Raw genomic sequence first — 12,386 nt, forward strand, 5'->3', positions numbered from 1 at the left:
TCCGGTCCTCCGGCCTGTTGTAGTGGGCCGATTGTGGGCAGCCCACGGGCCTGCAACATCGTCCGACAGGACTAGCCCACCTAGTCCCTTTGGACGTTGGAGGGCCAGGGCACGCGCTCTAGGATCAACGCCTCGACAACAGCCCAGAACGAGGCAGGCATGCACGATCCGATGGATTTCAAGGGCCGCGTGGTGCTGGTCACCGGCGGCGGCAAGGGCGTTGGGCGCGGCATCAGCCAGCGCTTTCTGGACTGTGGCGCCACGGTGCTGATCTGCGGGCGCCAGGCTCCGGAGCAGGTGCCCGCCTGCGCCGCACGCAAGGCCCTGTTCATCACCTGCGACCTGCGACAGGCAGAGCAGTCCCAGGCGCTGATCGACCAGGTGCTGGAGCGCTGTGGCCGGCTCGATGTGCTGGTCAACAATGCCGGGGGTGCGCCTCATGCCGAGGCCGCCAGCGCCTCGCCGCGCTTCAGCGAGGCGATCATCCGCCTCAACCTGCTGGCACCATTGAACCTCTGCCAGCAGGCCAATCGGGTGATGCAGGCCCAGGCCGAAGGCGGCTGCATCATCAATATCGCCAGTGTCAGCGCCAGTCGCCCCTCCCCCGGCACCGCCGCCTACGGCGCAGCCAAGGCGGGGCTGTTGAGCCTGACTCGTTCACTGGCGGTGGAGTGGGCCCCCAAGGTGCGCCTCAACAGCCTCAGTGCCGGGTTGATTCTCACCGAGCAGGCAGCCTTGCACTATGGCGACGCCGCCAGCCTGGCACGGGTCGCCGCCGGCATTCCCCTGCAACGCCTGGCCCGCCCCGAAGACATCGGGGATGCCTGCCTGTACCTGGCCTCGCCCCTGGCCCGCTATGTCAGCGGCAGCGATCTGCTGGTGCATGGCGGCGGCGAGCGGCCGGCCTTTCTCGATGCGGCCCAGGCCCGGGCCTGAACCCCGTATGCCAAACGCTGCCGCCGCTGGCGGCAGATCGCTCAACGTTTCCAGGAGGCATCAATGTCCGCAATTGCCAGCCACAGTGTCCTGCTCAACCTCGACAGCGCCACTGCCTGGGCCATCCTGCGCGATCTGCGCCTGGCCCCGCATTATGTTCCAGGGCTGACCGGCTGCCGCCTGCACCCGGGGCCGGAACAGCAGGTGGGCGCCAGCCGCCGGGTATTTCGCAAAGGCGGGCAATGGCTGGATGAAAGCGTGGTGCAGTGGCAGGAGGGCCAGGGTTTTGCCCTGCGTCTGCACCGGGAACAGGCCGGTGCGCCCTTTCCCTTTCGCCAGGCATGCTTCCACTATCAGTTGCTGGGCGACGGGCCCGCGACCCGGGTCATCACCAGCCTGCATTACCAGATGCACGGCGGCCGCCTGGTGGAACGCTTGCTGGGCAAAGCCATGAACCAGGTAGTGAGGCAGATCGCCGAGAATCTCAAGGCGTTCTACGAGACCGGGCGCACCCAGAATCCGGACTTCAAGTAGCAGGTTGCGGCGAGGCAGGCACACGGCGCCCCGCCGCCCTGGCCTTCAGCCCTGCGGCTGGATGTTGACGGGGCCCCAGTACGCCTTCATCGAGCGGATCAGGCCCTGCTCGTCGAACTCCATGACATCGATCACCTGCAACGAGCAGGGCTCGCCCTGCCAGAGCATATCGACGCGAAAAGCCATTGCCCCGCAGCCATTGAGGGTGGCCCGCACCGGGCCGGTGAGAGTCGCTGCGACCTTGATCTGGCCCAGCCCCTGGCGATAGAAGTCGCCAATGGCAGCCAGGCCGCGCAACGCTGGCTGGCCCACCGGGTCTTCCACCACGGCGTCCTCGGCGTAGAGCGCGACAATCGCCTCGATGTCGCCGGCATCCACCTTTTGCACGTAGCCGGCCATGATCGCCTGGATTCGTTCGCTACTGATCATTACTGCCTCCTAGACCACTTCGAACAGGGCGGCGGCCCCCATGCCACCACCAATGCACATGCTGACCACCACATAACGCACGCCACGGCGCTGGCCCTCGATCAGGGCGTGACCCACCATGCGCGCCCCGGACATGCCGAACGGGTGCCCCAGGGCAATGGCGCCGCCGTTGACGTTCAGGCGTTCCATGGGAATGCCCAGGGTGTCGCGGCAATGCAGTACCTGGCAGGCAAAGGCCTCGTTCAACTCCCACAGGCCGATGTGATCCACCGTCAGGCCGTGACGCTTGAGCAACTTGGGAATCGCGTAGATCGGGCCAATGCCCATTTCATCGGCGTGGCAGCCGGCCACCGCCAACCCCCGGTAGATACCCAGGGGCTCCAGCCCGCGGCGCTCGGCCATCCGCGCACTCATCAGCACCGAGGCCGAAGCGCCGTCGGACAACTGCGAAGCGTTACCGGCGGTGATGAAGCTTCCGGGCCCGGACCACTCGCCACCGCCCCACACCGGCTCCAGGGCGCTGAGGCTGGCCAGGCTGGTGTCGCTGCGATTGCACTCGTCACGCTGCAGGGTCAGGGTTTCGTAACGGGTTTCGCCGCTGGCCTTGTCGAAGATCGCCTTGCGGCTGCTCATCGGCGCCAGCTCCCGATCGAAACGCCCGGCCTCCTGGGCACGGGCGGTGCGCAGTTGGCTCTCCAGGCTGTAGGCATCCTGGGCCTGGCGCGAGATACCGTAGCGTTGGGCGACGATCTCGGCGGTTTCAATCATCGGGATATAGGCTCGCGGGTCTTGCTCGATCACCGCCACGCTCTGATTGCGGTAGGTGTTCTTGTGGCTGTTCTGCACCAGGGAAATCGACTCCAGGCCACCGGCCACGGCAATCTCGATTTCATCGCAGATGATGCCCTTGGCCGCTGTGGCGATGCTCATCAGCCCCGAGCCGCACTGGCGATCCAGAGCCATCCCGGCCACCGTCGCGGGCAGGCCGGCGGCCATGGCGCACAGGCGTCCCAGGTTGTAGCCCTGAGTGCCTTGCTGGGCAGCAGCGCCCATCAACACATCATCCACTTCACCGGGCTCGACCCCGGCGCGGCGCAGCGCTTCGCGCACCACATGGCCACCCATGCGAGGTGCCTCGGTGTCGTTGAAGGCACCGCGAAAGGCCTTGCCGATCGGTGTGCGAGCGGTGGAAACGATGACGGCTTGGTTCATGCTCTGATCCTCGAATAGACAACTGGCCGGTTCAGGCCGGGTAGTAACGACTGATGGTGTCGACCACGCAGCCAGGACGTTCCTGGCCCTGGATCTCGACGCTGACCCGCAGGGTCGCCTGGACCCCGCCCTTGACCTGCTCCACGGCCACCAGCCGGGCACTGCCGCGCACCCGCGAGCCGACGCTGATCACCGCGGGGAAGCGCACCCGATCGCAACCATAATTGACCCCCATCGCCAGCCCGCGGACTTCGACGATTTGCGGCAGGAACAGGTTGACCAGGGCCAGGCTCAGGTAGCCATGTGCAATGCAGGCACCAAAAGGCCCGCTGGCGGCCCGCACCGGATCGACGTGAATCCATTGGTGATCGCCGGTGGCATCGGCGAACAGGTCAATGCGCCCCTGCTCCAGCAGCAGCCAGTCACTGACGCCCAACTCCTCGCCGACGGCATCGGCAAGGGCAGCGGGAGTGGCAAAGATCCGCGGCATGTTCAGGCCCTCTGGCTGGAGACCGAGAGCACTTCCCCGGTCATGTAGGAGCTGTAGTCGCTGGCCAGGAACATCATCACGTTGGCCACTTCCCAGACCTCGGCGGCGCGGCCGAAAGCTTCGCCGGCGGCCAGGTGCTCAAGCACCGCCGCCGGTGCGCTGCGGCGCAGGAAGTCGTGCATGGCGATGCTCGGGCTGACGGCGTTGATACGAATCCCGTGTTCAGCCGCTTCCAGCGCCGCGCAGCGGGTCAGGGCCATGACCCCGGCCTTGGCCGCGGCGTAGTGGGACTGTTCTTTCTGGGCCCGCCACCCCAGCACCGATGCGTTGTTTACGATGACCCCGGCACCACGGTGGATCATCCCCGGGAGGATCGCCCGGGTCATGCGCATGGTCCCGGTGAGGGTCACATCCAGCACCCGCTGCCACTCCGCGTCAGGCATGTCCAGCAAGCGTCGCGAGCCGCCAAGGCCGGCGTTGTTGATCAGCACGTCGACCCCGCCCAGTTCGCGCTCGCCGCAGGCCACCAGATGCCGGACCTGGGCTTCGTCGGCAACGTCGCACAACTCGCCGTGCACCGCCTCAAGCCCGGTGGCCTGGCGAATGCCCGCCACTGCCTCGGCCAGCCGCCCCGGATGAATGTCACTGAGCATCAACGCCCGACAGCCCTCCTCCGCCGCCCGCAACGCCGCGGCATAGCCGATGCCGGCACCGGCGGCCGCGGTGATCAGCACCGACTTGCCCCGCAGCAGGCCGTGGCCCTTTACATATTCAGGAACCGCCATGAACACACTCCTCGATCAAGAACCCGCGCGCGGTTCCCGGGGCATGCCCAGGGCGCGCTCGGCGATGATGTTGCGCTGGATTTCATTGCTGCCGCCGTAAAGCATGTCGGCACGGGAGAACAGGAACAGCGCTTGCTCGGGGCTCAGCGCATAAGGCGCTCCCGGTAGCAGTTCGGCGTCGGCGCCGAGCACGTCCATCGCCAGTTTGCCGAGGCGCGCATGCCAGGTGGACCAGAACAGTTTGTAGATGCTGGCCTCGCGGCTCAGGCTGCCGTCCTGGGGGCCGCTGAGCATGCGCAGCGAGTTGTAGCGCATGGTCCGCAGGCCGCACCAGGCCTCGGCCAGGCGCTGGCGCAGCAACGGATCGCGGGCCGCGCCATTGCCGCGGGCAATATCGATGATCCGCTGCAATTCGTTGTGGAACTGCATCTGCTGGCCCAGGGTGGAAACCCCGCGCTCGAAGCCCAGCAGAGCCATGGCGATCTTCCAGCCCTCGCCCGGACGGCCGACGATGTTCTGGGCTGCGGTACGGGCGTCATCGAAAAACACCTCGTTGAACTCCGAGGTGCCGGTCATCTGTTCGATGGGGCGTACCAGCACGCCGGGCTGAGCCATGGGCACCAGCAGGAACGACAACCCTTGATGGCCGACGCTGCCGGCTTCGGTGCGGGCCAGGACAAAGCACCAATCCGCTTCGTGAGCCAGGGAGGTCCAGACCTTTTGCCCCTTGATCAACCAGTCGCCGCTCGCCGGGTCCTGGCTGGCCCGAGTCTTGACGTTGGCCAGATCGGAGCCGGCATCGGGCTCTGAATAGCCCTGGCACCAGAACGTTGTGCCATTGCGGATACCCGGCAACAGGCGGCGCTGCTGTTCTTCGTTGCCGAAGGCGGCGATGGTCGGCCCCGCCAGGCCCTCGCCGATATGGCCCATGCGTCCGGGCCCTCCGGCGCGGGCATATTCTTCATGGAAGATCACCTGCCGGCTGATGGACAGGCCGCGCCCGCCATGCTCCGCGGCCCAGCCGACACAGGTCCAGCGCCCCTCGGCAAGGCGCCGCTCCCAGGCTTTGCGCGCCTCGGGAAAACTGTGCTCGTCCCCCGGACCGCCGCGAAAACGCAGGGCGGCAAACTCACCGCACAGGTTGGCCGCCAGCCACTGCGCCACCTCCTGGCGAAACGCCTCGTCCTCTTGGCTGAAACCGATCTTCATGGCTGTTCCCCCAAAATCCGTGTGGCGATCAGTTCGCGGTGCAGCGCCGGTGAGCCAAGAAAGGCCTCGCTGGCCCGGGCACGCTTGAAGTACAGGTGCGGATCGTATTCCCAGGTGAAACCGACGCCGCCGTGCAACTGGATCGATTCGGCAGCGCACTGGTAATAGCTTTCCGAGCACTGGGCCTTGGCCAGGGCCGCGGCCAATGGCAACTCCTCCGCCACCTTGGCGTCGCCTGCCGGGGCCAGCACCTCTTGCCCCACGCAAGCGGCGTAGTAGCTGGCCGAACGGGCACACTCCAGTTGCAGCATCAGGTCGGCGGCGCGGTGTTTGAGGGCCTGGAAGCTGGCGATCGGACGGCCAAACTGGCGACGCTCCTGCATGTAAGCCAAAGTCAGGTCGAGGACCTGCTGGGCACCACCGACCTGCTCTGCCGCCTGGACAATGCAGGCCAGTTGCAAGACCCGTTCGAGTACCGGCCAGGCCGTGCCGTAGTCCCCCAGCAGGTGCTCTGCGGGCAGGTACAGCTGACGCAGCTCGATGCGCCCCAGGCGCCGGGTCTGGTCCAGGGTCGGCAGGCTCCGGCGCTGGATCGCCAGGTGCCCGGCCTCCACCGCGAACAGGCTGATCCCGTCGGTGCCCACGCTGTGCGGGTGGCGCGCGGCAATGATCAACAGCTGCGCGCTGTGGCCATCGGGCACATGTTCGAGCACCCCATCGAGGAGGTAGCCATCGCCTTCGGCCAGCGCACTGACCTGTACCTGCCCTGCGCCCCAGCCATTGCCGCTGCTGCTGGCCAGTGTCGCGGTAAGCGAACCTTCGGCGATCCGCGGCAGCCAGCGTTGCTTCTGCGCCGCCGAGGCTCCCAGAAGCAGGGCCGGAGTGGCCAGGCAGGCGGTGGCGAAGAATGGCGAGCACAACAGCCGGCGCCCCATCTGCTCCAGGAGGATCGCCAGCTCGACGAACCCCAGCCCCAGGCCGCCGTACTCTTCGGGAATATGAATTGCCGGCCAGCACAGGTCCCGGCACAGGCGTTGCCACAGCGCCGGGTCATATCCCAGCTCGCTGGCCATGGCCGCACGCACGGCGCCGGTGGTGGAAACGTCGGCGAGAAACTCCTCGGCCGACGCACGAATCATTTCCTGCTCGTCGCTGAATGCAAAGTCCATCGCTCACGCCTTGCTTGCTGAAGGTGGCGGGTGGCAACACCCGCGCCGCAAGCCACTATGGCGAGTCGCGCTCGAGGAATAATCGTCAGCCTTGCCTAGTCCGAATGGACGATGCGCGAACAGGCTATCCAGGCATGCCGGCTCATGACTTCGGTCCAGGCCATCGCCAGGCAAGGCCCTGCGGGCCTTTTCGCAGCTTCGCAGGCTCAGCAGCGGCTACAGGGCCAGGGCCGATCGGCGATTTTTGTAGCCGCTGCCGCAGGCGGCGAACGGCTGCGCGCAGACGCGGCGATGTCAGGGATATTGTCAGGCCAGGGCCGGGTCGGGGCTTGGGGTGGCCGGCGCCTCAGGTGCGGCTGCGCAGCCATTGCAGGAAACCCTTCCTGGGCACTGGCTTGGGCGCAGCCTGGGACAGGGTCTGGGCCATGTGCCGGCGAAAATCCAGGAGGTTCTTCATGGCCTCGTTGATGTCGTGGCGCGCATCCAGGCAGGGCTTGATGAACTCGTTGTCGATGCGGTAGAGGCTGCAGAAGGTCTTGGCCGCAAACTGAGCCACTGTGGCTTGCTCGGCCACCACGCCGGCTTCGCCGATGACCTCACCCGGCCCCATGCGCCCGGCCTCGAAGGGCTTGCCGTCGCGTTGCATGGTCACCGAAACCACTCCGGATTCGATGATGAACAGGTGATCGCTGACCTCGCCCTGGGCCAGGATGGTCTCGCCGGCACGGTAGGTCTGCAGGTGCATGTTCTGGCTGAAGGTGTCCTTCTCATCCTGGCGCAGGGTGGAAAAGATGCTCGAGGCGTCCAGCAGTACCCGGGGCCGCGACAGGGTCGCCGCCTGGGCCGGCTCGGCGGCGGACAGCAGGCCGATGCCGCTGGCCTGCAAATGGCGGAAGGCCAGGTCGAACAGCTGGTTGCGCACCTCGCGCTTGTGCCCCATGTCGGCGACAAAACCGCTGATCTCGTATTCCGCGCCACTGCTGCTGGTGCTCTTCATCGCCACGCTGGCCGCCGGGGTACTCAACAGCAGGCGGCAGCCCAGGGTGGCCCGCTCCAGGGCCTCGATGACTTTCTGCGGGCGCGCGTGGGGGCTGACCTGCAAGCTCACCGACAGGCCATGAACATCCACCGGCCGGCTGAAATTGGTGATCTTGGCCTTGGACGCCAGGGAGTTGGGGATCACCACCATGCTGCCTTGGGAGGTCTGCAGCCGAGTGGCGCGCCAGTCGATGTCCAGCACCCGCCCCTCGGTGCCGTCGATGGCGATCCAGTCATCGATCTGGTAGGGCTTGGTGGTGTTGAGGACGATCCCGGAAAACAGGTCGCTGAGGGTGCTTTGCAGGGCCAGGCCGACGATGATCGCCAAGGCCCCGGAGGTGGCCAGCACGCCCTTGACCGGCAGTTCCAGCACATAGGCCAGGGCGGCGATGATGGCGATGAGGAAGATCACCGCGCCCATCAGGTCCTGCAGCAGGCGCCCGGTATGCCCCACCCGCTGCATCATCAGGGTGCCCAGCAACACCGTCAGGGTCCGCGCGCCAAACAGCCACCAGCCAATTTCCAGGCCGGTGGCGGCCAGGTGCAGGGGCACGTCGTCGGGCCAGGGCGCGGCCTGCATCGGGTTCATGCCCTGGTTGAACAGCATCAGGCTGTAGAGGGAAAAGATCAGCACCCGTACCGCCAGCTTCCAGTAGTCGCCACGGCTGCCGATCAGGCGCCAGAGCAGCATATCCAGGAACAGCAGGAACAGCGCGGCCAACAACGGATGATCGCTGAACAGGGAAGACATCGAGGCACTCCGGCATGACGAAGACGGCACGATCGCACGAAAGACGCAGGAGCAGGTATAGCTGGAAAAGCCCGGGGCGTGCGCCCCGGGCCGGGATCGGGCGACGGGCGCAGGGCCCGCCGCGACTCAGGGATTACTGGCCCTGGGTCAGGGTGTTGTAGCTGGTCATCAGGTTGCGGTAGTCGGGGATGTGGTTGGAGAACAGGGTGCCCAGGCCCTCGATGTCGTTGCGCCAGTCGCGGTGCAGCTCGCAGGCCAGGCCGAACCAGGTCATCAACTGGGCGCCGGCATTGGACATGCGGTTCCAGGCCGAATCGCGAGTCAGGGCATTGAAGGTGCCGGAAGCGTCGGTGACCACGAAGACTTCAAAGCCTTCTTCCAGGGCCGAGAGCGCCGGGAACGCCACGCACACTTCGGTAACCACGCCGGCGATGATCAGTTGCTTCTTGCCGGTGGCCTTGATCGCCTTGACGAAGTCCTCGTTGTCCCAGGCATTGATCTGGCCCGGGCGGGCGATGTACGGCGCGTCGGGGAACAGCGCCTTGAGCTCCGGCACCAGCGGGCCGTTGGGGCCGGTTTCGAAACTGGTGGTGAGGATGGTCGGCAACTTGAAGTACTTGGCCAGGTCGGCCAGGGCCAGCACGTTGTTCTTGAAACGATCGGGCTCGATATCGCGGACCAGCGACAGCAGGCCGGCCTGGTGGTCTACCAGCAGTACGGCGGCGTTATCCTTGTCCAGACGCTTGTATGCAGTGGTCATGTGAAGTCCTCGCTAATGATCGATGCCGGAAGACCCGGCTTGGATGAAACCCGTGGCACGCTCCGCCGGGGTAACGGCGGGCGCCGGGGAGTTGCGCACGACTGGCAAAGCCTGGTGGCCGATGCCCGCCGCGCCAGTGCAACCGGTCAGTGACCGGTTGCGTCCATCTGGCCGAAGCGTCCCGATTGGAAATCGACGAAAGCCTGATGAATCTCTTCTTCGCTGTTCATCACGAACGGGCCGTGGCCGACGATGGGTTCGTCGATGGGCTCGCCGCTGAGCAACAGCACGATCGCGTCGTTGTTGGCCTCCAGGCTGATGTCCTGGCCGTCACGCTCCAGCAGCGCCAGCTGACCTTCGCGCACCAGCTCCTGGCCATTGACCTGCACCGTGCCGCGCAATACCACCAGGGCGCTGTTACGCCCCGAATGCAGAGGCAGGTCCAGGTGCTTGCCGGCTTGCAGGCGGATGTCCCAGACGTCGATCGGGGTGAAGGTCCGTGCAGGGCCCCGGTGGCCATCGAACTCGCCGGCGATCAGGCGCAGGCTGCCGGCATTGCCCGGCAGCGGGACCTGCGGGATGTCCGCCGCAACGATGGTCTGGTAACCGGGCGCCGCGAGCTTGTCCTTCGCCGGCAGGTTGACCCACAACTGGACCATTTCCAGGTTGCCGCCACGTTGGGCGAAGTCCGTGGAATGAAACTCCTCATGGAGGATCCCCGAGGCCGCGGTCATCCACTGCACATCGCCAGGGCCGATCTTGCCGCCGCTGCCGGTGGAATCCCGGTGTTCCACCTCGCCGTCATAGACGATGGTTACGGTTTCGAAACCGCGATGGGGGTGCTGGCCGACGCCGCGCCGGGCGCTGGTGGGGCTGAACTGCGCGGGGCCGGCGTGATCCAGCAGCAGGAACGGGCTGATGTGCTGGCCCAGGTTGTCGTAGGAAAACAGGGTACGGACCGGGAAGCCGTCACCGACCCAATGGGGCCGTGGACTGGTGTAGATGCCGATGATGTTTTTCATGTCGTCCTCCAGAACTATCTGATGGACACACCTTAAAACTCAGACCTTTGCCGCGCTAGACTGCAAAAATCACCCTTAGCGTTCTATCTGGAGAACGATCTTGGAAGATCTGAACACCCTCTACTACTTCACCCAGGTGGTGGAGCACCGTGGCTTTGCCGCCGCGGGACGGGCCCTGGACATGCCCAAGTCCAAGCTCAGCCGGCGGATTTCCCAGTTGGAGGAACGCCTTGGAGTGCGCCTGATCCATCGCACCAGCCGCCACTGTTCGCTGACCGAGATCGGCCAGGAGTACTACCAGCGCTGCCTGGCCATGCGGGTGGAAGCCGAGGGCGCGGCGGAAGTCATAGAACGCAACCGCTCCGAACCCCAGGGGCTGGTACGCGTGGCCTGCCCCACTGCCCTGCTCAATTCCTGGGTGGGGCCGATGCTTACCCGCTTCATGCTCAAGTACCCCCTGGTGGAACTGTTCATCGAGAGCACCAACCGCCGGGTCGACCTGATCCACGAGGGCTTCGACATCGCCCTGCGGGTGCGCTTCCCGCCCCTGGAAAACACCGACCTGGTGATGAAGGTGCTGGGCAACAGCACCCAGTGCCTGGTGGGCCACCCGGATTTTCTCCAGCGCCTGTCGGGCCCGGCAACACCGGCCGACCTCAGCGGTTTGCCGAGCGTGCACTGGGGGGCGGCACAACGTGAATATCAATGGCAATTGCTGGGCCCGGACGGCGCCGAGGCGCTGATCCGCCACCGACCGCGGATGGTCACCGACGACCTGCTGGCGCTGCGCCATGCAGTACTGGCGGGCATCGGCATCGCCCACCTGCCCAAGGTGGTGGTGCGTGAAGACCTGGAGACCGGGCGACTGCTGGAACTGGTGCCCGACTGGGCGCCAAGGTGCGGCATCGTGCATGCGATCTTCCCCTCACGCCGAGGGCTGCTGCCTTCGGTACGCAGCCTGATCGACTTTCTCGGGGAGGAATTCAGCCACAGCGACATGGCCTGAGGCTCAGAAGCAAGCGCCTGGAGCGGCCAGGCGGTGGCGGTTGGGCAGCCTCCCTGTGGGGTTCGTGCCTGGGTTGCGCGATTCGCCGGCAAGCGGGTTCCTACAGGGGCAGGTGGATTCGTGAACGCGGGGCAATATTCCTTTGTGCCGACGGCGGTTTTTCGCAGCGACGCAGGTACGGATACTGCCGGCCAATCCCACTGCAATGCCCGGAGTGACCCATGTCTGTACCCGCCTTTGGCCTCGGCACCTTCCGCCTTCAGGGCCAGGTGCTCATCGATTCCCTGAGCAGCGCCCTGGAACTGGGCTATCGCGCCATCGATACCGCGCAGATCTACGACAACGAAGCCGATGTCGGCGCCGCGGTGGCCGCCAGCGGCATTCCCCGCGACCAGCTGTTCATCACCAGCAAGATCTGGATCGCCAACCTGTCCCGGGAGCGCCTGATCCCCAGCCTCAAGGAAAGCCTGCACAAGCTGCGCACCGATTACCTGGACCTGACCCTGATCCACTGGCCCTCGCCAGACAACCAGGTGCCGGTGGCGGAGTTCATGCAGGCGCTGCTGGAAGCCAAGACCCAGGGCCTGACCCGGCAGATCGGCGTGTCCAACTTCAACAATGCCTTGCTGCAGCAAGCCATTGATGCCGTCGGGGCCGAGCAGATCGCCAGCCACCAGGTGGAATTGCACCCCTACCTGCAGAACCGCAAGGTGGTGGAATTCGCCCGCAGCCAGGGCATTCACATCACCTCCTACATGACCCTGGCCTATGGCGAAGTGCTCAAGGACCCACTGATCCTGCAGATCGCCCAGGCACGCCAGGCCACCCCGGCCCAGGTGGTGCTGGCCTGGGCCATGCAGTCGGGCTATGCGGTGATCCCCTCCTCCACCCGCCGGGCCAACCTGCAAGGCAACCTCGCAGCCTGCGCCTTGACCCTGAGCAGCGCGGAGCTTGAGAGCATCGCCGGCCTGGAGCGCGGCCAGCGCCTGACCAGCCCGGCAGGCATTGCCCCGCAGTGGGACTGAAACGCGAACGGCGCTGACAA

13 protein-coding genes are annotated in these 12,386 nt (G+C 66.0%); 4 read left to right on the forward strand and 9 right to left on the reverse strand.

The features are described from left to right. The first annotated feature begins 159 nt into the window (after nucleotides 1–159). Nucleotides 160–936 carry an SDR family oxidoreductase gene (locus AC1RL5_RS31310; RefSeq protein ID WP_072452528.1) on the forward strand — a complete coding sequence of 259 codons (777 nt, stop codon included), beginning with the start codon at nucleotides 160–162 and terminating at the stop codon, nucleotides 934–936. Nucleotides 937–999: 63 nt separating this feature from the next. Beyond that, the gene (locus AC1RL5_RS31315; RefSeq protein WP_072452526.1) at nucleotides 1,000–1,470 is read left to right on the forward strand and encodes an SRPBCC family protein; all 471 of its coding nucleotides are present in this window, start codon (nucleotides 1,000–1,002) and stop codon (nucleotides 1,468–1,470) included. 45 nt (nucleotides 1,471–1,515) lie between these two features. Here AC1RL5_RS31315 and AC1RL5_RS31320 read toward each other — a convergent pair whose 3' ends face one another. The 9 genes from AC1RL5_RS31320 to AC1RL5_RS31360 form a co-directional block, all read right to left on the reverse strand. Further along, entirely contained in the window at nucleotides 1,516–1,899 is a 384-nt protein-coding gene (locus AC1RL5_RS31320) for a steroid Delta-isomerase (protein WP_072452523.1), read from the reverse strand. Between the two features lie 9 nt (nucleotides 1,900–1,908). After that, entirely contained in the window at nucleotides 1,909–3,111 is a 1,203-nt protein-coding gene (locus AC1RL5_RS31325; RefSeq protein WP_342402311.1) for an acetyl-CoA C-acyltransferase, read from the reverse strand. A gap of 31 nt (nucleotides 3,112–3,142) precedes the next feature. Beyond that, complete coding sequence (locus AC1RL5_RS31330) at nucleotides 3,143–3,601, reverse strand: MaoC family dehydratase (protein WP_072452519.1); 459 nt, start codon at nucleotides 3,599–3,601, stop codon at nucleotides 3,143–3,145. Nucleotides 3,602–3,603: 2 nt separating this feature from the next. Beyond that, a complete protein-coding gene (locus AC1RL5_RS31335; protein WP_492590188.1) occupies nucleotides 3,604–4,386 on the reverse strand; it encodes an SDR family oxidoreductase in 783 nt (260 codons plus the stop codon). 15 nt (nucleotides 4,387–4,401) lie between these two features. Beyond that, complete coding sequence (locus AC1RL5_RS31340; protein ID WP_262212547.1) at nucleotides 4,402–5,595, reverse strand: acyl-CoA dehydrogenase family protein; 1,194 nt, start codon at nucleotides 5,593–5,595, stop codon at nucleotides 4,402–4,404. Beyond that, the gene (locus AC1RL5_RS31345; RefSeq protein ID WP_492590186.1) at nucleotides 5,592–6,764 is read right to left on the reverse strand and encodes an acyl-CoA dehydrogenase family protein; all 1,173 of its coding nucleotides are present in this window, start codon (nucleotides 6,762–6,764) and stop codon (nucleotides 5,592–5,594) included. Before AC1RL5_RS31345 ends, AC1RL5_RS31340 begins: the two co-directional genes overlap by 4 nt. Before the next feature lie 346 nt (nucleotides 6,765–7,110). Then, on the reverse strand, nucleotides 7,111–8,553 hold the full coding sequence (locus AC1RL5_RS31350; RefSeq protein ID WP_492590184.1) for a mechanosensitive ion channel domain-containing protein: 1,443 nt from the start codon (nucleotides 8,551–8,553) through the stop codon (nucleotides 7,111–7,113). A gap of 133 nt (nucleotides 8,554–8,686) precedes the next feature. Beyond that, a complete protein-coding gene (gene ycaC, locus AC1RL5_RS31355) occupies nucleotides 8,687–9,313 on the reverse strand; it encodes an isochorismate family cysteine hydrolase YcaC (protein ID WP_011062354.1) in 627 nt (208 codons plus the stop codon). Between the two features lie 146 nt (nucleotides 9,314–9,459). Then, nucleotides 9,460–10,335, reverse strand: a complete 876-nt coding sequence (locus AC1RL5_RS31360) for a pirin family protein (protein WP_072452509.1) — start codon at nucleotides 10,333–10,335, stop codon at nucleotides 9,460–9,462. Nucleotides 10,336–10,432: 97 nt separating this feature from the next. On the opposite strand from AC1RL5_RS31360, the gene AC1RL5_RS31365 reads away from it, so the two are divergent. Both AC1RL5_RS31365 and dkgB read left to right on the forward strand, forming a co-directional pair. Continuing rightward, nucleotides 10,433–11,341 (forward strand): LysR substrate-binding domain-containing protein, encoded by a 909-nt coding sequence (locus tag AC1RL5_RS31365; protein ID WP_072452507.1) that lies wholly within the window; start codon nucleotides 10,433–10,435, stop codon nucleotides 11,339–11,341. Between the two features lie 221 nt (nucleotides 11,342–11,562). Beyond that, nucleotides 11,563–12,366: a 2,5-didehydrogluconate reductase DkgB gene (gene dkgB / locus AC1RL5_RS31370; protein ID WP_210693313.1), complete on the forward strand. Its 804-nt coding sequence runs from the start codon at nucleotides 11,563–11,565 to the stop codon at nucleotides 12,364–12,366. The last annotated feature ends 20 nt before the right edge of the window (nucleotides 12,367–12,386 follow it).

Source organism: Pseudomonas sp. GW822-FHT06D10, assembly GCF_058799535.1.

Excerpts from the sequence above, each read along its gene's own strand:
- AC1RL5_RS31310 (WP_072452528.1), top strand. The coding sequence starts at position 160 with ATGCACGATCCGATGGATTTCAAGGGCCGCGTGGTGCTGGTCACCGGC.
- AC1RL5_RS31315 (WP_072452526.1), top strand. The coding sequence starts at position 1,000 with ATGTCCGCAATTGCCAGCCACAGTGTCCTGCTCAACCTCGACAGCGCC.
- AC1RL5_RS31320 (WP_072452523.1), bottom strand. The coding sequence starts at position 1,899 with ATGATCAGTAGCGAACGAATCCAGGCGATCATGGCCGGCTACGTGCAA.
- AC1RL5_RS31325 (WP_342402311.1), bottom strand. The coding sequence starts at position 3,111 with ATGAACCAAGCCGTCATCGTTTCCACCGCTCGCACACCGATCGGCAAG.
- AC1RL5_RS31330 (WP_072452519.1), bottom strand. The coding sequence starts at position 3,601 with ATGCCGCGGATCTTTGCCACTCCCGCTGCCCTTGCCGATGCCGTCGGC.
- AC1RL5_RS31335 (WP_492590188.1), bottom strand. The coding sequence starts at position 4,386 with ATGGCGGTTCCTGAATATGTAAAGGGCCACGGCCTGCTGCGGGGCAAG.
- AC1RL5_RS31340 (WP_262212547.1), bottom strand. The coding sequence starts at position 5,595 with ATGAAGATCGGTTTCAGCCAAGAGGACGAGGCGTTTCGCCAGGAGGTG.
- AC1RL5_RS31345 (WP_492590186.1), bottom strand. The coding sequence starts at position 6,764 with ATGGACTTTGCATTCAGCGACGAGCAGGAAATGATTCGTGCGTCGGCC.
- AC1RL5_RS31350 (WP_492590184.1), bottom strand. The coding sequence starts at position 8,553 with ATGTCTTCCCTGTTCAGCGATCATCCGTTGTTGGCCGCGCTGTTCCTG.
- ycaC (WP_011062354.1), bottom strand. The coding sequence starts at position 9,313 with ATGACCACTGCATACAAGCGTCTGGACAAGGATAACGCCGCCGTACTG.
- AC1RL5_RS31360 (WP_072452509.1), bottom strand. The coding sequence starts at position 10,335 with ATGAAAAACATCATCGGCATCTACACCAGTCCACGGCCCCATTGGGTC.
- dkgB (WP_210693313.1), top strand. The coding sequence starts at position 11,563 with ATGTCTGTACCCGCCTTTGGCCTCGGCACCTTCCGCCTTCAGGGCCAG.